The 20220-nt window shown below is 40.9% G+C and carries 19 protein-coding genes and 1 pseudogene; 9 read left to right on the forward strand and 11 right to left on the reverse strand.

Annotation, left to right across the window (positions count from 1 at the left end):
- The 4 genes and pseudogenes from PJ15_RS18460 to rimI form a co-directional block, all read left to right on the forward strand.
- Positions 1-133: pseudogene (locus PJ15_RS18460) on the forward strand (elongation factor Tu); the annotation flags it as partial.
- Between the two features lie 201 nt (positions 134-334).
- Positions 335-1216, forward strand: a complete 882-nt coding sequence (locus PJ15_RS14360; protein WP_004770935.1) for a metal-dependent hydrolase — start codon at positions 335-337, stop codon at positions 1214-1216.
- Between the two features lie 217 nt (positions 1217-1433).
- A complete protein-coding gene (locus PJ15_RS14365; protein ID WP_047431905.1) occupies positions 1434-2318 on the forward strand; it encodes a metal-dependent hydrolase in 885 nt (294 codons plus the stop codon).
- A 92-nt stretch (positions 2319-2410) separates the two neighbouring features.
- Positions 2411-2872 (forward strand): ribosomal protein S18-alanine N-acetyltransferase, encoded by a 462-nt coding sequence (gene rimI, locus PJ15_RS14370; protein WP_205620026.1) that lies wholly within the window; start codon positions 2411-2413, stop codon positions 2870-2872.
- Here rimI and PJ15_RS14375 read toward each other — a convergent pair.
- From PJ15_RS14375 to trxB, 4 genes are all read right to left on the reverse strand, one after another.
- Complete coding sequence (locus PJ15_RS14375; RefSeq protein WP_005256372.1) at positions 2858-3673, reverse strand: arginyltransferase; 816 nt, start codon at positions 3671-3673, stop codon at positions 2858-2860. The two genes, rimI and PJ15_RS14375, sit on opposite strands and share 15 nt — an antisense overlap.
- A 28-nt stretch (positions 3674-3701) precedes the next feature.
- Entirely contained in the window at positions 3702-4433 is a 732-nt protein-coding gene (gene aat, locus PJ15_RS14380; RefSeq protein WP_047431912.1) for a leucyl/phenylalanyl-tRNA--protein transferase, read from the reverse strand.
- A gap of 86 nt (positions 4434-4519) precedes the next feature.
- Positions 4520-6076, reverse strand: a complete 1557-nt coding sequence (locus tag PJ15_RS14385; RefSeq protein WP_047431915.1) for a class I SAM-dependent methyltransferase — start codon at positions 6074-6076, stop codon at positions 4520-4522.
- Between the two features lie 134 nt (positions 6077-6210).
- Positions 6211-7161 (reverse strand): thioredoxin-disulfide reductase, encoded by a 951-nt coding sequence (gene trxB / locus PJ15_RS14390; RefSeq protein WP_004770946.1) that lies wholly within the window; start codon positions 7159-7161, stop codon positions 6211-6213.
- A gap of 252 nt (positions 7162-7413) precedes the next feature.
- On the opposite strand from trxB, the gene PJ15_RS14395 reads away from it, so the two are divergent.
- Positions 7414-10497 carry a DNA translocase FtsK gene (locus tag PJ15_RS14395; RefSeq protein WP_047431918.1) on the forward strand — a complete coding sequence of 1028 codons (3084 nt, stop codon included), beginning with the start codon at positions 7414-7416 and terminating at the stop codon, positions 10495-10497.
- 128 nt (positions 10498-10625) lie between these two features.
- The gene (gene rhtC / locus PJ15_RS14400; RefSeq protein ID WP_047431920.1) at positions 10626-11243 is read left to right on the forward strand and encodes a threonine export protein RhtC; all 618 of its coding nucleotides are present in this window, start codon (positions 10626-10628) and stop codon (positions 11241-11243) included.
- Positions 11244-11308: 65 nt separating this feature from the next.
- Here rhtC and PJ15_RS14405 read toward each other — a convergent pair whose 3' ends face one another.
- The 7 genes from PJ15_RS14405 to PJ15_RS14435 form a co-directional block, all read right to left on the reverse strand.
- Positions 11309-11848: a hypothetical protein gene (locus PJ15_RS14405; protein WP_047431923.1), complete on the reverse strand. Its 540-nt coding sequence runs from the start codon at positions 11846-11848 to the stop codon at positions 11309-11311.
- Positions 11849-12006: 158 nt separating this feature from the next.
- Positions 12007-12294 carry a PA4642 family protein gene (locus PJ15_RS14410; RefSeq protein WP_004770953.1) on the reverse strand — a complete coding sequence of 96 codons (288 nt, stop codon included), beginning with the start codon at positions 12292-12294 and terminating at the stop codon, positions 12007-12009.
- Positions 12295-12480: 186 nt separating this feature from the next.
- Positions 12481-12753 (reverse strand): cell division topological specificity factor MinE, encoded by a 273-nt coding sequence (minE, locus tag PJ15_RS14415; RefSeq protein WP_004655180.1) that lies wholly within the window; start codon positions 12751-12753, stop codon positions 12481-12483.
- Between the two features lie 2 nt (positions 12754-12755).
- On the reverse strand, positions 12756-13568 hold the full coding sequence (minD, locus tag PJ15_RS14420) for a septum site-determining protein MinD (RefSeq protein ID WP_004770954.1): 813 nt from the start codon (positions 13566-13568) through the stop codon (positions 12756-12758).
- A 65-nt stretch (positions 13569-13633) separates the two neighbouring features.
- Positions 13634-14353: a septum site-determining protein MinC gene (gene minC / locus PJ15_RS14425; RefSeq protein ID WP_047431926.1), complete on the reverse strand. Its 720-nt coding sequence runs from the start codon at positions 14351-14353 to the stop codon at positions 13634-13636.
- Between the two features lie 116 nt (positions 14354-14469).
- Positions 14470-15528, reverse strand: coding sequence for a hypothetical protein (locus PJ15_RS14430; RefSeq protein WP_047431929.1), 1059 nt, complete (start codon positions 15526-15528; stop codon positions 14470-14472).
- A gap of 24 nt (positions 15529-15552) precedes the next feature.
- Positions 15553-16470 (reverse strand): acyltransferase, encoded by a 918-nt coding sequence (locus tag PJ15_RS14435; protein WP_047431932.1) that lies wholly within the window; start codon positions 16468-16470, stop codon positions 15553-15555.
- Positions 16471-16848: 378 nt separating this feature from the next.
- On the opposite strand from PJ15_RS14435, the gene PJ15_RS14440 reads away from it, so the two are divergent.
- From PJ15_RS14440 to dut, 3 genes are all read left to right on the forward strand, one after another.
- Positions 16849-17502, forward strand: coding sequence for an OmpA family protein (locus PJ15_RS14440; protein WP_004770962.1), 654 nt, complete (start codon positions 16849-16851; stop codon positions 17500-17502).
- Between the two features lie 198 nt (positions 17503-17700).
- A complete protein-coding gene (locus PJ15_RS14445) occupies positions 17701-19740 on the forward strand; it encodes a UvrD-helicase domain-containing protein (protein ID WP_047431934.1) in 2040 nt (679 codons plus the stop codon).
- A gap of 23 nt (positions 19741-19763) precedes the next feature.
- A complete protein-coding gene (gene dut, locus PJ15_RS14450) occupies positions 19764-20216 on the forward strand; it encodes a dUTP diphosphatase (protein ID WP_004770966.1) in 453 nt (150 codons plus the stop codon).
- The last annotated feature ends 4 nt before the right edge of the window (positions 20217-20220 follow it).

A 20220-nucleotide genomic window follows, 5' to 3' on the forward strand; every position in this document is an offset into this window, starting at 1 on the left:
AATGCCTGGTGACAACGTAGAAATGTCAGTAGAGTTAATCCACCCGATCGCAATGGACCCAGGTCTACGTTTTGCGATCCGTGAAGGTGGTCGTACTGTAGGTGCTGGTGTTGTTGCTAAAGTAACTGCATAATCGCCTAGAGTGATAAAAAAACACCCCTTTGGGGTGTTTTTTTTTGCCTATTGTTAGACAATCCTTTTGTAAGAGTGTCCTTAACTGATAGCTTGCTGTCCCAAACTGCACTTATTTGATTTGCATAAAAACGTAATATAAAACGCAAGAAACAAATAAAAGTGCTCAGTGGAATGTTTCACTGAAAAAGGAGTTGGCAGCATGAATGCTAAAGTAAATATTTCAAATCGTGCGGGTGCAAGCTTCCCAGTCCGTCGTATGAATTTTGATTTCGATCAAGTACCAGAATACTGGATGGATGGTTCAGCAGGTTTAACCCATTTTATGACAGGTTTATCTGCACTGTTTCCAGATGGTGAGAAATTATTTATTGATGCGGTACGTGCAGTTCGTTACTACCCAGCGATTAAAGACAACGAAGAACTACAAAAAGAAATCAGTGCGTTTATTGGTCAAGAAGCCATGCATACACAAGAGCATGTTAACTTTAATGCTTCTGCACAAAAATATGGTCATGATGTAAGAACTTTAGAGCAAATCACTGGACGTTATATTCAATTTGCCTTAAAGAATTTTTCTAAAGTGGTTAAACCGTTTGGTATGACCAGAGAAATGGTCAACCTCACCGCAACAACTGCCTTAGAGCATTTCACTGCGACCATTGCTTCTGAGTTATTGCGTAATCAGCATATTCAGGACTTAATGACCGATGAGACCATGTCGTATATGTGGTTCTGGCATGCAGTCGAGGAAAATGAGCACAAAGCCGTAGCTTATGATGTTTATGAAGCCGTATTTGGCAAAGGTTTAAAAGCTTATAGTTTGCGTACCTCTGCGCTGGTTTTTGCGATGGCCCTGATTTTTATTCTTCAGTCTTATTTCACTTTACGTTTGCTTCAACAAGATAAAAAGCTGAACTTTAAAGAATTGGCGATGATTTATAAATATGGCTATAGTCCTTCAAAAGGGATTATTACTGGTATGGCAGGTGAGATGCTGGCTTACTTTAAACCAGGCTTCCATCCAAATGATCTGGATACGGTACAGTTGTTAAAAGACTGGAAAGCGAAACTCGGTTTCTAATTTTCTTATCTTCAAATAAATCGATGTAAAAGGGCAATTAGAATTGCCCTTTTTCTTTTTTACTCATTCATTTCATAGATGATTTTCAGTGTGAAGACATGTCCTAAGATGATGCTTTTCTGACCTTATCTGCACTTATTCGATGCACTGAAAAGGGCGTATAAAAGAAGTATCAGATATGTTTTATGAAGAATATTCACGGATAGGAGAAAAGCGTATGAATGCTAAAGTCAATATTTCAAACCGAGCTGGCGCCAGTTTTCCTGTACGCCGAATGGATTTTGAATTTGGTGAAGTGCCACGTTATTGGGCAAATGGAGATGCTGCCTTAACACATTTTATGACTGCGCTTTCAGCACTATTTCCAGAAGGTGAACAATTCTTTGTGAATAGTACACGTGCAGTGCGTAACGATCCTAAGTTGGCTGATCCTAGATTGCAGAAAGAAATCAGTGCTTTCATTGGTCAGGAAGCCATGCATTCGAAAGAGCATTTAGCCTTCAATGCGTCAGCACAAGCTTATGGATATAATGTCCGTGAGATGGAAGAGCAAACAGGACGCCTGATTAATCGAACCATCGGTATAACATCTAAACTATTGAAACCTTTTGGTTTCACCAAAGAAATGATCAGTTTGACTGGTACGTGTGCTTTAGAGCACTTTACCTCGACCATTGCCGAAGAATTATTGAGTAATCCAGACATTCAAGCGATGTTTATGGATGAGACCATGTACCATTTATGGATGTGGCATGCGGTCGAAGAAAATGAACATAAAGCAGTGGCCTTTGATGTGTATGAATCTATGTATGGGCAGGGCGCTAAAGCCTATTTCATGCGGTCATTGGCGTTGGTTATCGCGATGGGCCTGATCTTTATTACCCAATCTTATTTCACTGCAAAACTATTGAAAGTCGATGGTAAGTTGACATGGCGTGATACCCGATACATGTTGAAATTTATGTATGGTTATAAAGGTTTTATGACGCGTCAGATTCCAACTTTACTTTCGTTCTTGAGACCGAAGTTTCATCCAAATGACGATGATACGACTGAATTACTCAATAAATGGCGGGCCGAATTAGGTTTTAATCTGAGTTAACTCCAACGGGCAGTAAAACTGCCCATTTTTTTATTCAATTTTTAGCTGAAATTGTCGATAATTTGCATCAGTATTTTATAGAGTGAAAGATTGTGATTCGATTGATGCAGGAGCGTGATCTGGAAAGCGTGGCAGCCATTGAGCGCTTAGTGCAAACACATCCATGGAGCAAGCAACAATTTCAGGAATCTTTAGCTTCGTATCAATGTACTGTGTATGAGCAAGCCAATCAGGTGGTGGGGTTCTGTATTTTGCAACCTGTTCTGGATGAGGCAAACCTGTTGCTTATGGCAATTCATCCAAGTCAGCAGGGCAAAGGACTTGGTTATACTTTATTGGATGATTCTATTCAGCAGTTAAAGAACAATCCGATTCAGATTTTTTTAGAAGTGCGTGAGAGTAATAGCGCTGCAATTCGTTTATATGAAAAAACAGGATTTCATCAAATTGATTTGCGCAAAAATTATTATCCGAATCCTGATGGTTCCAGAGAGCATGCCGTGATTATGGTCAAGACATGCACAGATGATTTTGCTGCGTTATTTAATAATTAAATTATTCCACTCGGAAGGCAGTGTACTCATCAATGAATTTCCTAATTGATGAATTTCATTGTCTGAAAGTGGACGATTGAGTCTGCGCCATTGTCCATCCAATAATAATTCGAGTGGTGTATATTGCGATTTATAATTCATTTTATCTGAATGCGGTACCCAATAACCCAGATATAAATAATCCAGATTCAAGCTACGTACATATTCAATCTGTTTAAGGATGGCGAATACACCCAGTGAACGGCGTTGTTCATCTGGATCGAAGAAGGTGTAAACCGCAGAAAGACCATCATCCATCAAATCACAGGTTGAGACAGCAATTAATTTTTGGTCTTTCCAGAGTTCGATAAAGAAGCTTTCTGTGCAGCTATGCACTAGAAACTTTTCAAATTGATCCAGACTGGCGGGATACATATCACCATCTGAGTGGCGTTCATTGATATAACGTTCGTACAAGTCATAATGCTGTTGAGTGGCTTGCGAGGTCGGCAAAATACTCATTTCTAAATCTTGATTACGTTTCCAAGCCTTTTTCTGGCTGCTATTCATGCTGAATTCCTGAACAGGGACGCGGCAAGATAGACATTGGCGACATAAGTGACATTCAGGACGGTAAACAAAATCACCACTACGACGGAAACCAACCCGAGAAAGTTCTGACAATGTCACCACATCAATACGGTGAATCGGGTCCAGAAATACCATCCGGGCAGATTTATTATCGAGATAACTACAATCATGCGGTGGTGTAATGTAGTACTGTAAGTCATTTAAAAGGGACTTGGGTTGGTATGATTTCATTAATCTGTCCCTCCAAGGTGTTAATCCGTTAACCGTCTAATGTGCCAAAAACTGCTATTGTTTTACTTGAAAATACACGTTCTTGATAACTTTTCCAATTGATAGAGGGGGCAATAATTACATCTTGTAACGATTTAAGATAGGCTTGGCGAGAAAGTGTACTCGCACCAAGGCTTAAAAGATGATCATTGACCAGTTGGCAATCAATCCACGGAAGCTGATTTTCCTGCCCGATCAGCATTAAGGTATAGAACGCCATTTTCGAAACATCGGTTTCAGTACTAAACATCGACTCACCAAAACAGCCTTTGCCTATGGTAACGCCATATAAGCCACCTACCAGCTTCTCTTGTTGCCAGACTTCAACACTATAGGCATAGCCCGCTTTAAATAAGTCACAGTAGCCTTGAATAATGTCTTCACTGATCCAAGTTTCATTGGCATAACTGCGCGGTAAGGAACAGGAACGAATAACATCTTCAAAAGCATGGTTAATGGTAATTCGGTAATCATGCTTTTTCATATTGCGAATGAGTGACTTACTCGGCCTATATTGTTGTGGTTCAATCACACAGCGCGGTTCAGGACTCCACCAGCAGATCGGCTCATCTTCATTGAACCAGGGGAACAGACCGTGTGTGTAGGCTTCAAATAATGTAGACGGACTAAGATCAGCACCGATACAGATAAAGCCTTGGCTTTCTGGATCTGCTTCTACAGGATCTGGAAAAATATATTGCGAGGGTGGAAGCTGTTGCATAGCAAAGAAAGTAAATAGGAATGATTCTAAACTAACTGAACTGAGCAGGAATGGCAATCTTGAAGATTGCCATTCGCACTAAGCCTTTAACTAAATAGGCGCAGTTGTTTGGCAATTTGCAGCTTTTTGCTGTCTAGGAAAAATTGAGCCTTGGCTTGAATGACCTCCAGACTCTTTTCTCGATCAGATACAGTTTTACCTTCACTATCCAGTACTAGCCAGTTGAGCTGGCTAATGACATTTTGAACATAGTGTGCAAACTCAGTTGCTGATTCTAAGCCATCAATGAAATGTGCGCGGTAGAACAATTGCTGGAAATGATCGGCTGGAATACCGATACCTGTAATCGGGCTAATTAAGACATTATAGTTTTGATGAAAACTCGCCTGTTCCAATAAATAATGATTTAAGCGATGACTTTGCTGCATTATGTCATTATTCGGTTCCAGTGTCTGACAGGGTTGGGCCAAACCTAGATGCGATAAAATCACCAAAGCATTGAGAATCTGAGCGTAATTCAGTTCTGGAAAACTTTGTTCCAGTTCAGCAATAGTGATTGGACGATAGTTTTCTTCTGCAAATTTATTGCCGATCGGGGTATAGATATCTTCAATTAAATTAAATGTTCCTAAAAGTCCATTGATACTATGAGGCAGTTTTTCTTTGGCAGTCAGTAAAACGAAGGCTGTTTTTCTCAAACGCTCCTGAACTTGCAATGGGGTCAAATTATTCTTACCGCGGATAAATAAATCGCGTCTAAATTGAGTATTGGCAAAATAATCACGACATTGTTCTTTGAAAATAGGATGTTCTATCGCATTTAAAAAGTTCTGATGCTCTTGGGAGAAGTTAATGCTATCTAAATGGGTATTTAAATCAGTAGAGCCTGCATAAGATAATTTGATCTCATCTAAAATTCGCACCACTTGCTGGAAAGAGAAGCATTGCCAGTCCTGATTGAGATATTCATGAATCAAGTAGTTGGGATTTTGTTGTTTAAGATCGGCAACTTTCTGAACCGCATTGGGATTACGTTGTGCAAAAATCGGATTCTGTTTGAGCAGGTCTTCGCTAAAGCTGAGCGCTTCATTGACCTTTTGCAGGGGATTGGTACTTTTGCTATTAAATTTGAAATGACTATGAAACAGTTCACGGATTGGCATATTGGCTGCCCAGCCTGTGACGCAGTTGTAGCTGATATAGACAATGCCATTGGGCTTTAAGAACTGACGGATAAATTTTAAAATAATGTGCTGGTTTTCATGGCTAATCCAGCTCCAGATGCCATGTAAGCTGATCGAGTCAAACATGGGTAAATCTTGGCGGTTGAGTAACTCTTCAAAACTATCGTCATAAAAATAATGCTCAACCTTACTTTGTTCTGCCAGCTGGTTGGCATGTGCGGCATGCGCAGGGTTGAAGTCGGTGCCATAAAAGCTGGATTGGTTGCTAGTGGCATGAATATTAATACTGACGCCTTGCCCAAATCCAAGTTCGCAGTGATTCTGATTTTCCTGAAAGTCTGGACTATCGATCCCATTTAATAATAAACAAAACTTTTGGAAATTCGGGCTGAGATCTCGATAATAACCGTAGGTATAATTCACTTCTGTTTGATAGCCATTTGTCCAGGTCGTTGTCATTTATCTATCCTATTCATCAATGTATTTCTATCTATTAAAAAAGCAGCTTTGTCTAAAAAGTCATCATTTTTGATTGTAGGGATGCTGGCATAAAAAAACCACCAATGTCTGGTGGTTTTTAAATTGTGGCCCGATTAGTTTAAATTATCGAGATATTTCTCTGCATCGAGGGCTGCCATACAACCTGAACCCGCTGAAGTAATCGCTTGACGGTAAACGCTATCTGCAACATCACCTGCAGCGAATACACCTTCAATTGAAGCAGCAGTTGCATTACCCGCCGTACCACTGTGTACTTGGATATAGCCATCGCGTAAATTCAACTGACCATCAAACATACCCGTATTTGGTTTATGACCGATTGCAACAAACAGACCTTGTACCTGAACGTCCTGAGTGCTTTCATCTTGAGTTGATTTAATGCGAACAGATGTTACGCCGGTATTGTCGCCCAAGACTTCATCGACCTGATGATTCCAGATAATGCTGATTTTGCCTTCTTTTTCTTTGGCAAAAAGGTGATCTTGCAAGATCTTTTCTGAACGTAAGCTATCACGACGGTGAACAAGTGTGACATGCGCTGCAATATTCGAAAGATAAAGTGCTTCTTCAACTGCTGTGTTACCGCCACCAACAACCATGACATTCTGGTTCTTATAGAAGAAACCATCACAGGTTGCACATGCGCTTACGCCTTGACCCATGAAAGCTGCTTCAGATTCAAGACCTAAATATTGTGCAGTTGCACCTGTTGCAATAATCAGCGCATCACATGTGTACTCTTCCATATCACCTTTAAGGACGAATGGACGAGTCTTAAGATCAACTTCATTGATATGATCATAGACAATTTCTGTACCAAAACGTTCTGCATGAGCTTGCATACGTTCCATAAGTACAGGACCAGTTAATCCTTCAGGGTCACCAGGCCAGTTATCAACTTCAGTCGTCGTCGTTAATTGACCACCAAGTTGTATACCAGCAATGAGTGTCGGTTTGAGGTTAGCACGTGCTGCATAGACTGCTGCGCTATAACCTGCAGGACCAGAACCCAAAATAATTAACCGTGAGTGACGAGCGCTCATTAAAGAACATCCTTTTTATATTGAAACTGCTAAAATTATACGTGAATCGAGAGGGGAGTGGGGTAAATCGATCCGGATAATATTGATTAACTCAATCGAATTGGGCTATATCAGTGCAGAATGTTAACAACAACAGTAAACAATCGTGCATCTTTTTTGTAAGAACGAGTGCATAATATAAAACTTATTGATTAAGGTAAGTTAGACCTTAAAAGATACCAACAAATAACGAATTGGGTTACAGGACTGTATATGACTGCGGTGTCAAGTGTTTATGCACAACGCTTTTTAATGACATTATTTTTGATTTCCTTTGGCATTTATTTATTTCTTGCCACAGTAACTTATACACCGTTTGATCCTGGGTGGATGCACATTTCCAGCGATACCCAACAGGTTTCGAATGCAAGCGGTGTGGCAGGTGCTTGGATCGCAGATTTACTCTTTGGATTTCTGGGGTGGGCGAGTTTGCTTATTCCTTTGTTCCTGTTTATAGAAGCCATTCAAGTCTGGTGGCCAAGAAGCTTTTTAAACCGCCCATTTCGTTATGCTGCCCAGTTTTTCTTAATTCTTTCGATTTCAAGCTTGTTGTATTTGCACTGGAACATGCCCGCAGATACTTTGGACAATGCAGCTGGCGGTATCATTGGTTATGAGCTGGGTGCGAGCTTATCCCAGTTGCTGACGATTTATGGCGCGACCTTGTTTTTACTCGCATTCAGTATTTTGTTGCTGACTTTGGCTTTTGGCATTCAGTGGAACAAGACTTGGGTAACATTGAAAAATACCCCAGCGTATCTTCAAGATCTATTCTATAAAAACGTACCACAAAATGAATCTGCATATGATTTAACTGAGCAGTTGACGCCCGCTGAAACTCCAGCTGTCACAAGTAAAGCCCAAGCTGCGACTGAAAGCTCGGATGATAAAAATGAGACCAAGACCAATCAGGTTCAAGCGAAGCTAATTAAAATTGATGATTCACATCATCAACTCATGGCAGAAAAATTATTTGCCGATGTGGTTGCGAAAGAACAGCAACAAAGCGCTGAACCACAACAAACAACGGCACCTGATGATGACTTTGAGCAAACCTTACAGCGTGCGCATCAATTTGAAACTGAAAGCCAGCGTTTAGTGAAAACAGGTGAAGTATGGCGTGCATTACAACGTGATGATGCCAGCCATAAACAGGAAATTGATGCATTACTGCGTGCTGCTGATGAGTCAGCCCATGTAGCGCCTCAACTTGAACCTGCAGCACATGCTGATGCAGTCATGCAAAAAGGCAATCCTAGCAGTCTGGACTGGAATGATGACCAGATTTTTGATGAGTTATTGGCTGCGGTACCAAACAGTAAAACAGCAACAGATGCGCATACACCGATCATTCAGGCTGTGCCAGCAATGACACACACACCTGTTGAGCAGGAAAACGAGTTTGAAGCAGATATTGAAGCTTTGATTAGTGAGTCTAATCAGGTGAATATGACTCAAAATCACAGCGCTGCTGTGCAAAATCCACTTCAAGAAGACAAACATAATTTTGTTGCTGAAGAGATTGATGAGTTTAACGATCTTTTGGTTGAAGAGGAGCGTGAACAAACCACTCCGCGTACCACAAGTTATGCGCAATCGTCTGCTTTTGTAAAAGCGCCGATTGAAGTATCAAATGCACCGAAAGAAGCATTGTCTAAAGAAGCCTTTATCGAAGCATGGCAAGAAACTGCGGGTAAAGCAGAGCCTGAAAACGATTTGGATCTTGAAGAAGATTTTGATTTAGATGCCCCATTAACAGATGCATTTGGCCGTCCAATGTCTCGTGCCATGCAAGTGGCGAAAAAACGTCTTGATTTGCCAACCTTACCAGGTCTGGAATTGCTGGATGAAGTTGATCCAAACAAAAAAGTGAACTTCACTGCCGAGCAATTAGCACGTCTTTCTGAATTGCTGGAAATCAAACTGCAAGAGTTTAATGTCAAAGCGCAAGTGGTCGAAGCTCAACCTGGCCCAGTCGTTACCCGTTTTGAACTGGATCTTGCGCCGGGTGTAAAAGCCTCTAAAGTGACCAATATTTCACGCGATTTGGCACGTTCAATGTCGATGGCATCTGTTCGTGTGGTTGAAGTGATTGCAGGAAAACCGTATATCGGAATTGAAGTACCGAATAGTAGCCGTGAAATGGTGCGGTTGATTGAGCTGTTAAAAACGCCAGCTTTTGAAGACCCTGCTGGTTTGCTCTCTATGGCGATGGGTAAAGACATTTCAGGCAATCCAGTCATTACTGACCTCGGCAAAGCACCGCATATGTTGGTTGCGGGAACGACAGGTTCTGGTAAGTCGGTTGCAGTGAACTCGATGATTTTGTCGATGTTGCTGAAATATACACCAGATCAGCTTCGCTTGATTCTGATCGATCCAAAACAGCTTGAATTGGCCAACTATAACGATATTCCTCATCTACTCACACCTGTTGTAACCGACATGAAAGATGCGGTTAGCGCATTAAACTGGTGTGTAAATGAGATGGAACGCCGTTATAAACTAATGTCATTCCTGAAAATCCGTAAGCTCAGTGACTATAACCGTAAAGTTGAAGAAGCGATTGCCAACGGCGAAGACCTGATTGATCCAACGTGGAAAGCCAGTGATTCAGTTGTGGGTGAGCGTGCGCCGCGTTTAACGCCGTTACCTTCAATTGTGATCGTTGCCGATGAGTTTGCCGACATGATTATGCAGGTCGGTAAAAAGGCCGAAGAAATGATTACCCGTTTGGCGCAGAAATCTCGTGCCGCAGGTATTCACCTTTTACTTGCGACGCAACGTCCTTCGGTGGATGTTATTACTGGTCTGATCAAGGCGAATATTCCAACGCGTGTTGCATTACGTGTGAACAGTAAGATTGACTCACGTACCATTCTGGATGCGGGTGGGGCAGAAGACTTGCTCGGTCATGGTGATATGTTGTTCCTCGGCCCTGGTAAAATCGAGCCTGAGCGTGTACATGGGGCCTTCATTAGCGATGATGAAGTAAACCGTATTTGTGACGCGTGGCGCGAACGTGGTGAGCCAGATTACGTGGATGAGATTCTCACGCCATTTGATGAAGAACCTTCATCGCGTGGTTTTGAAGATGGTGATGGTGATCCGAGCCGAGATGCGCTTTATGACCAATGTGTCTCTTTCGTTTTAGAAACACGTAAAGCATCAACCTCTTCATTGCAGCGTAAATTTAGCTTAGGTTACAACCGCGCAGCACGGATCATTGACCAGATGGAAGAGAATGGAATCGTAAGCTCGATGGGTGCCAATGGTAAGCGAGATATTCTCGTTTAACGAAAATTATGACTAAAAAAAGCCTCTTTATAGAGGCTTTTTTGCTTTAGATTTTCGTATTTTTATGTGGTAAAAATCACATTTTTTATTTAAGCTTGCCCTTTAAAATCTCAACGTTGAGGTGAGTCGTGTTAGTTGCATTAAGTACGCTAATTTTTATTCATTTCTGTGCATTGATTACACCGGGACCAGACTTTTTTCTGGTTTCACAAACGGCTATTAGCCGCTCTCGTAAAGAAGCGCTTCTGGTGGTACTGGGCATTTGTTTAGGGGCAATGCTGTGGTCACTCCTTGCTTTGATGGGACTCAATATTATTTTTGAAAAAATGGCGTGGCTTAAACAAGGACTGCTTATTGCGGGTGGCCTATACTTGTGTTGGCTCGGCTTTCAAATGCTTCGCTCTGCCTTCTCTAAAAATAATCAAACCATAAATCCAATTAGCTTACCTCAGTCACCTTATTTATTCTTTATGAAAGGCTTGTTGACCAACCTTTCCAATCCTAAAGCGATTATCTACTTCGGTAGTGTCTTCTCACTGTTTTTGGCAAATCCTTTATTTGATCAGCACCATTCTCTACTTTTTATTATTGTTTCGATTGAGACAATTCTATGGTTTGTCTTGGTCGCTTTTGTATTTTCTCTACCGACATTCCGCAATGCATACCAAAACTTTTCAAAATGGATTGATGGCGTGTCTGGTGGGATATTTACCTTATTGGGTGTTTATCTGATTGGAAGTCGTTAATCAAGAAATCAAAAAGCCTGCAACATGCAGGCTTTTTTATAAATGGATTATTCGTCACGCTTTCATTATTCAATATTAAGAAACAGCCCCATCAATAAGAGTATCCAGAAGATAGAGCCAATAATAATGACAATAATTTGAGCAGTATTAAATTTTTCCTGTATTACCACATTGAATTCATGCGACTGTCTTTTTGCATCATTGAGTGCTAAAAATGCGGGGACAAGGAAAATAAAACTGAGCGAAGAAATTAACCAATAAGGGTCAGGTAAGCGAGCCAGCAAGAGAGCGAAAACGAGATAGCCGACATACATCCAGCTTGGAGAAAAATCTTGAGCATAGTCTTTTTCTTTGGCATATTCCCTGATTCTCTTGAAGAGTGAATATAAGAAGAAAATAGAAAAAATAGCCCGGGCAGCAGGCATGATATTTAAATTATCTTTTAGTGCCAGAAAACGCCATGCTTTAAAGATCCACCACAGTTCATATAGGCCTAAAGAGATAACCGATAAAAAGATAAATTTCTTTAGGCTAATGATTGTTAAATCGGCTAGATGATGATTTACAGGAGCATTTTCAATTACGCTTGTGTTTTGGTCAGTCATTGTCTTTCTTAGAATAGAGAGGTTAAAAATATAAAAATTATGAGTTGGAGTTATTAATCAGAGCATGTCAAAAATATCATTATTTAAATTAAAACCACATAATTTACGCTTCAATTTGTTGATATTGATAAATTATGTGGCCTTTATTCTAGAATTGATTAAGCAAATTTCGCTAAAACTTCCAGAAAACCCTCTTTCTGGCGAGGAAATTGTGCAATCACATCATGAATGCGTTGGCCTTCAGGATTGGTTGCATTCAAGTCACGACCATCTGCCAAAAACTTGGTAATCAAGCGCTCATAGTCATTTGGGCGCATATGTTTGAAGGCATGATAAAGTACATGAAAGTCGGCATTTACGCCAGCTGGAGGAAGCTGGTTAAGGTAGGCAAACACACGCTCATCTGACCATTCTTCATTGAAAGTTGCTGGCTGTGATAATGCCATGACAATCTCCTCAGTCTTATAAAATAATAAAGGCAAAATATGAGGCAGGATGAGAGAAGTATCACTTTTCCCTGCCACAAGACCAGAAGCTAGGCTTCAAGTGGGGAGGGAAAAGAAAAGTCATACTTTTCAAATTCTACGACGTATTTTGCCCTTATTTACGAAAAATCGCTAATGAAAAAACTTCTAACGATCTTCAGGTAAATTGATATTCATTTCTAGCATTTCAATGTTTGCTTCTGAGCGAACCTGCATTTGAATATGCTGTTCATCCACACCACGAACATAACGACTCACGACCTGCATGATTTCTTTTTTCATTTGGTCGATTTTGTCTTGGCCTAAGCGACGGCCCAAGCCTTGTTCAGAGGCAACAATAACTTTTAAACGATCTTTGGCAGTTTGTGCACTTGATGGTTTTTCATCACTGCTAAAAAGTTTACTCCAGAATCCTGCCATAATTACGCTCCAAATAGTCTAGCTAACCAACCTTTTGGCTGTACTGCAATGTGTCGATAAGGACGGTCTTCGCCAAGGAAGCGAGCCACTAAGTCATCATACGCTTGTCCAGCTTTTTCTTCTGAATACAGAATCACTGGTTTACCTTCGTTTGATGCTTGAAGTACGCTTGGGCACTCAGGAATTACACCCAGAGTCGGCACACGTAAAATATCTTTAGAAATATCGTCGATCGTTAACATTTCCTGTTTATCAGCACGTTCCGGATTGAAACGGGTGATACATAAATGCTTACGGATACGACCTTCGTTTTGTTCAACTTTTTTGGTCTTGCTATCAAGCATACCAATAATACGGTCAGAGTCACGTACTGATGAGATTTCAGGATTCGTCACAATGATCGCTTCATCTGCATGATACATTGCTAAAATCGCACCACGCTCGATACCAGCAGGTGAATCACAGATGATGTAGTCGAATTCTTGAGAAAGTTCGTCGATCACACGTGCAACACCTTCATCACTCAACGCATCTTTATCGCGGGTTTGTGACGCAGGGAGAATATATAAGTTTTCAATATCTTTATCACGGATGAGTGCTTGTTGTAAGCGAGCTTCATTATTGATGACATTGACAAAGTCATAAACTACACGTCGTTCGCAGCCCATGATCAAATCAAGATTACGTAAACCCACATCGAAATCGATCACAACAGTTTTATGACCACGTAGGGCTAAACCTGTTGCAAAAGATGCGCTTGTTGTAGTTTTACCTACACCACCTTTGCCTGACGTTACGACAACAATTTTGGCCACCGAATCCACTCCTATTTATGGTCATACGCCCCTAAAAGGGCTTTTTTGGTGTTTAATGAGATAAATTAAAACTGCAAGGCCTCAAATTCAAGTTCTTGCTTGTTATTTAAATAAATATGTACAGACTTTTTGATCATATCTTTTGGAATATCATCTGCAACACAATACGTTCCTGCAATCGAGATTAATTCGGCTTCTAACGAGTGGCAGAAAATACGTGCTGCAGCTTGTCCACCTGCACCTGCAATGACTCTACCACGAGCATTGCCATAAATGTGAATATTTCCAGATGCAATGACTTCCGAACCACTATTCATGCCTGCATTTAAAATGATATCACCCTGATCTTGCACCAAACATTGGCCTGTACGCAAAATTTCATCATGATACGAGGTGATATATGCATTCGATGTGTTTTTTTGTGGTGTTTGTATTGCTGAATTATCCGCTGCTTTCGCTGGAGCTGGATCAACTACCTGTTCTTTAGATGCTTTGATACGTTGCAATGGCTGATCTACGGGTAGAACAGGGAATTGAATGGCGCGGGCTTCATCACCCAGAATGCCATCAATCACAGCCATAGGCTGTAAACCCAGATCAATCAAGAGCTGAATTAATGCAATCAGTTCTTGCTCAACAGTACTGTCAATAATGACCAATGTACCGATATAAGAACCTTCATTCAGCGTGCTGGTAAGTTGCTGTCGGATTGCATTATGGTCATTTGTGTCGAACGTGAGTCGACTAAAATTCACCATTCTGCCCGTAATCCGTATATCAGCCATAATTTATCCTTCAGGGCTTTTTAAGCGCTCTATTGTGTTAAAGCAGTTGTAAATAAAAGCAAATGCTAGAACAAATTACACGAATTCTCTAGCTCGATTGGTAATTTTTCTTGTAATCATTCCGCTTTTTTATCCAATTGATCAGATTCTTGCAAAATCTGCTGCCATTGCTTCACTTTTACTTGTTTTCTTATCGCTTCAAGGCTTTCAAATACGACCGATTCGACCAGTTCTTCCAGATATTGATTATCAATATTCAACTGGCTGACTTGCTCTGCAATATATTGATAATTTTCATTCGGTCGTTGAGTTGAGCCTGCTGTAAATGGCTCGATCAAACCTGCACTGATATTCTCACCTAAACGTTGACCAATACTTTGAATCTGTTGCTCGATTCTTCCGCCAACAATCGGAATCAGGCGTAAGAGTTGCGTCAGTTCAGGCGTATCTTCAATGGCCTGATTGACAATAACGCCGACTTTTTGGGTAATTAAAGGTTGCTGTTGTTGTAACGCTGTTGCAAGAGACTCTTGTAGCAGGGATGCCAAGGTGATGGTAAACAGCTGTCGATGATGATCAACGAGGTCATGAATGATTTTTTTGTGCTGTGAACTGGTTTGCAGCTCATGACGAATGCCATCAATCACCGTAATGACCACACGATCTGATAATTCTTCCATGACTACGCGATAATAAAAGACGGCCTTAATCCGGATTCCATCTGGTACGACTTTGTAGCCCAGCTCATACAAACGATAAGCGATGATCCCGGCACGGAATAAACGTAAAAAACGGAAATGCGGGATCACCGCAAGAATTTCATACCAGTGAATGAAAGGGAAGAACCACCAGCGTGCATGGTGTTTTTGTACAATTGAAAGAAACCAACGAATGACCAGTTCTACAATTAAAAAGATAATAAACCATGCTTCAGTGGTAATTACCCACGGGTGTAAATGGGTTCGATAAAACTCTAGCACCGTCGGGAGTTGGATGGTATTAAAAAACCAAGACCCGATATTGCTCATCAGGAAAAAGTTCATGCCTAAGCAGAACAGGTTAAAAACAATAATAAAGACCATAAAAATGTCATAGACCAAAAACAGCTTAAAGAACTTGCTGTTCGGATTGACATAGTTATATTTAGAGTTCTTTCCTGAGTCCTGCTGGGTCATGTCTTACTACAATTCCTTTTGAAACTATTGCTGGTATTTGGCTTTCATTTGGCTAATGAGCTGGTCTTTTTCAGTCCAGATCTGATCCACCCATTTCTGGAAGCGTTCACGATAAACGGGATCATCCTCATAATTACCACCAAGTACCCACTCTGGAATATCTATTTTACGTAAATCTACTGCAATACGAGACACATCACCGAGCCAGAATTCGCCGTAACCAGGCGCGCCCTCTGGATAAACAATAGTCATATCGACCAATGCATCAATTTTATCCCCAAGAATATTTAATGCTAATGCAAGACCGCCTGCTTTAGGTTTAAGCAGGTTTTGATAAGGGGATTGCTGTGCAGCATGTTTTTCAGGAGTAAAACGGGTCCCTTCTAAATAGTTGAGTAAGGTAAAAGGCTGACTAAGTAACTGTTCACAGGCTTTACGTGCTTCCAGCATATCGCGTGATTTTAGTTCGGGATTCTTCGCGATTTGCTCTTTGGTATGACGTTTCATCATCGGGAAGCCGAGGATTTTAAATGCTTGCCCGACAAATGGAATAAAAATAAGTTCCCATTTGGTAAAGAAGCGGGTCAGTGGCATACGGGTTAGGCCAAAATACTGATTGACTGTAGTATCGACCCAGCTTTGATGGTTACACATCATCATATATCGACCTTGCAGATTCAGGTCGAGGTTTTTATCAATACTGATATCCCAGTGTAAATCTGGCAATACATTGTCAATTAACCAGTTATTTACCCCTAACCAACTGTTGGTAATCTGAATATTGGTTTCGTCTACTTTTGATGATTTTTTAAATAATTTGGTTAAACCTAATGCCAGTACAGGTGGGCCATGAAAAAATGTACTTCCTGTAATGACTGAACTAACGGTTAATCCTTTACTGACTTTTTGCAATAAGGACGCTTTTTTATTGGCGTTAGACATAAATCGAGCCTTGAGTGCAGATGTTTGAAAAAAGAGATGTTCCAACTATAAACAACAGATGTTGAAATACAACTGTATATTTTCAGATGTTGACAATTTTTATATATTTAGGCGGGTTAACACTGCTTTTTCCGACTAAATGTGATTTTTGAAGGGGGAAAGCGGATTTTTAGCTGTGTGATGAGTATCACACAAAACATTTATTGTGTGAAAACCATAAACATGAAGAAATTGTGGTGCTTTATTCAAGTAAAATGCATCAAAATATTACAAAAATACAAATAAAGTGTTTATTATTAACAAAATATCAATGGTCTAGGCCAGTTTTCTCATTCATTATTTGTCCAGACAACAAAATACATAGACAGGAGCTACGCAATGCGTGCATTAGTAATTTCAACACTCGTAGGGGCTGGATTGGTACTTTCTGGTTGCCAAACTACAGGTAATAACATCGGTGGCGTAGAATATGACAAATCTGCTCTAGGTGCATTAATTGGTGCAGCAGCAGGTTATGGCGTATCTAAAGGTAACGCAAATACAAGTAAACAAAACAACCGTGCTGCGGCAATCGGTGCTGTTCTTGGTGCTGCTGGTGGTTTATATCTCGACAATAAAGAGAAAAAATTACGTGAGCAAATGGCTGGTACTGGCGTAGAAGTAGGCCGTAACCCAGATGGTTCTGTTCAGTTAATCATGCCTGGTAGCATTACCTTTGATACCAACAAATCAAACATCAAACCTAACTTCTACAGCACTTTAAACAAAGTAGCGCAAACTTTAGGTGAAGATAACAAGAGTGCGATTCTTGTAACGGGTTATACAGATAATACGGGCAACGATTCAATCAACATCCCATTATCTCAAGCACGTGCTCAATCAGTTAAAAACTACTTAGCTGGTCAAGGCGTATCTTCTAGCCGTATCGATGCGCAAGGTTATGGTTCTTCTAACCCGATCGCTTCAAACGCGACTGCTGCTGGTAAAGAGCAAAACCGTCGTGTAGAAATCAGCATTTACGCAAAACAGTAATTTTTACTGATTTCTAAAAAACCACCTTCGGGTGGTTTTTTTTATTGTCGATCCAGTCAGGCGACAAGCCGTGGCGCACCATTTGTATAAGGCATCATAATTTATACATATCCCTAGATTTACTATTGGGATTCTAAAACATAGATGTCTATAATTGTGCTCGAAAAATCAGGCTCGGAAACGAGAGAGGAATAACCAATGTCATCTGCCAGTCAACTTAATGACAAGCAACTTGAAGCCATGAAATATGTTCAGGGGCCTTTGTTGGTACTCGCAGGTGCAGGTTCGGGTAAAACTTCAGTAATTACCCGAAAAGTGGCTTTCTTGGTACAACAATGTGGTATTCCAGCCTATCGTATTACGGCAATGACCTTTACCAATAAGGCTGCACGTGAAATGAAAGAACGTGTAGGTAAATTACTTTCACGTGAAGAGGCAAAAGGACTTTCGGTTTCGACCTTCCATACTTTTGGTTTGAATTTACTTCGTCTTGAATTAAAACATTTACCGCTTAAAAACAACTTTTCTATTCTAGATGCGGATGACTGTAAGCGAATCCTGATGGATTTGATGCAGCGAGATAATTTGTCAGGGGCAGAGAGTAAAGAACTTCTTGCCAAGGCAATGAAGAAAATTTCAGACTGGAAAAACGATCTGATCGTTCCAGAACAAGCACATTCAACTTGTGAAACGGTTGAAGATGTCCAGTTTGCACATCTTTATCAGCTTTATGAGCGTAACTTACGTGCCTATAACGCCGTAGACTTTGATGACCTGATCGTGATGCCGACACGTTTGCTTCAGGAAAATGCTGAAGTGCGTGACAAATGGCAAAACCGCGTTCGCTATTTACTGGTCGATGAATATCAGGATACCAATACTGCGCAATATACCTTGGTTAAGCTGTTGGTTGGGGTGATGGGGCAGTTCACCGCCGTAGGTGATGATGACCAGTCCATTTATGCATGGCGTGGTGCAAAGCCTGAAAACATGGCGTTATTGAAGGATGACTTCCATAATCTTAAAGTCATCAAACTTGAGCAGAACTATCGTTCAACCAGTCGTATTCTAAAAGCGGCCAATGCCGTGATTGAGAACAACCCGCATATTTTCGATAAGAAATTGTGGAGTGATAAAGGTCATGGCGAAACCATTCGTGTCATTACCTGTTTAAATGACGATGATGAAGCAGAACGCGTGGTCAAAGACCTGATCACGCACAAATTGATGAACGGTAAAAACTGGAAAGATTATGCGGTGCTATACCGCGGAAACTTCCAGGCGCGTGTCATTGAAACCCAATTACGTCAGATGCAAATCCCTTATAAACTGTCGGGCGGTCAGTCGTTCTTCGCGCGTGCAGAGATTAAGGATGTGATGAGCTATTTACGTCTCATCATTAACCCAGAAGATGACAGTGCATTCCTACGTATTATTAATACGCCAAAACGTGCGATTGGGCCTGTGACTTTGGAAAAGCTGGGTTTATTTGCCCAAGAAAATACTTTGTCTTTGCTCACAGCATCTGCTGATCAGCGTTTAACCATGGTGTTACCGAAGAAAGCAGCTACACAATTACATGAGTTTGCTGATTTTATTGCGACATTTACCCGTGAGTTACTTGACGATGATGAGCCGATGCCAAAGGTTCGTCAGATGATCAATGAAGCAGGTTATATCGATTATATTCGTGAACAGGCGGCGACACCTGCTCAGGAAAAAACCAAGCTCGATAGCATCGAAAGTTTATATAGCAGTATTCAAAACTTATTGAATCGTACTGACGATGTCGATGAGAAAAATATTGAAAGCGTGATTCGTAAACTGGTACTGCTGGATATGCTTGAGCAGCAACAGGAAGAAGAAGACACCGATAAAGTGAACTTGTTGACTTTGCATGCGGCAAAAGGTCTGGAGTTCCCTTATGTGTATATGATTGGTCTGGAAGAAGAACTGTTACCACACAAGAACTCGATTGCATCAGAAACTATCGAAGAAGAACGCCGTTTGATGTACGTGGGAATTACCCGTGCGCGCCAAGGGCTGACTTTGACACTAGCAGAACAGCGTAAGAACGGTGGACAAATGCGTCAGATGACGCCAAGTCGCTTCTTGGACGAAATGCCACAAGATGATCTGGAATGGCATGGTCGTAAAAAGAAACTGGCGCCGAATGTTGATCCAAAAGAGCAAGCGCAGCAGTATCTTGCCAATTTAAAAGCATTGTTGAAACGATAAAAGTTTGTAAGTAGGAAGTTGTAATGAAAGTCCAAGTTAAAGTATTAGATGCGCGTTTAGGTCAAGAGTGGGCTTTGCCTTCTTATGCAACCACAGGTTCAGCAGGTTTAGATTTACGTGCATGTTTAGATGCAGCGATTGATATTGCGCCAGGTGAAACTGTTTTGGTTAAAACTGGTTTGGCGATTTATATCGAAGATCCAAACTTTGCTGGTTTGATTTTGCCTCGTTCAGGTCTAGGTCATAAACACGGTATCGTTTTAGGTAACTTGGTGGGTTTGATTGATTCAGATTATCAAGGTGAATTGATGGTATCTGTCTGGAACCGTGGTCAAAATACATTCCGTTTAGAACCAGGTGAGCGTTTGGCTCAATATGTTCTTGTACCAGTCGTACAAGCCGAGTTTGAACAAGTGAGTGAATTTGTTGCAACTGAGCGCGGTGCTGGTGGTTTCGGACATACGGGCAAGCAATAATTTT

Origin of the sequence: Acinetobacter sp. neg1 (assembly GCF_000788125.1) — a bacterium.
In the GTDB taxonomy this organism is placed as follows: Bacteria; Pseudomonadota; Gammaproteobacteria; order Pseudomonadales; family Moraxellaceae; genus Acinetobacter; species Acinetobacter vivianii.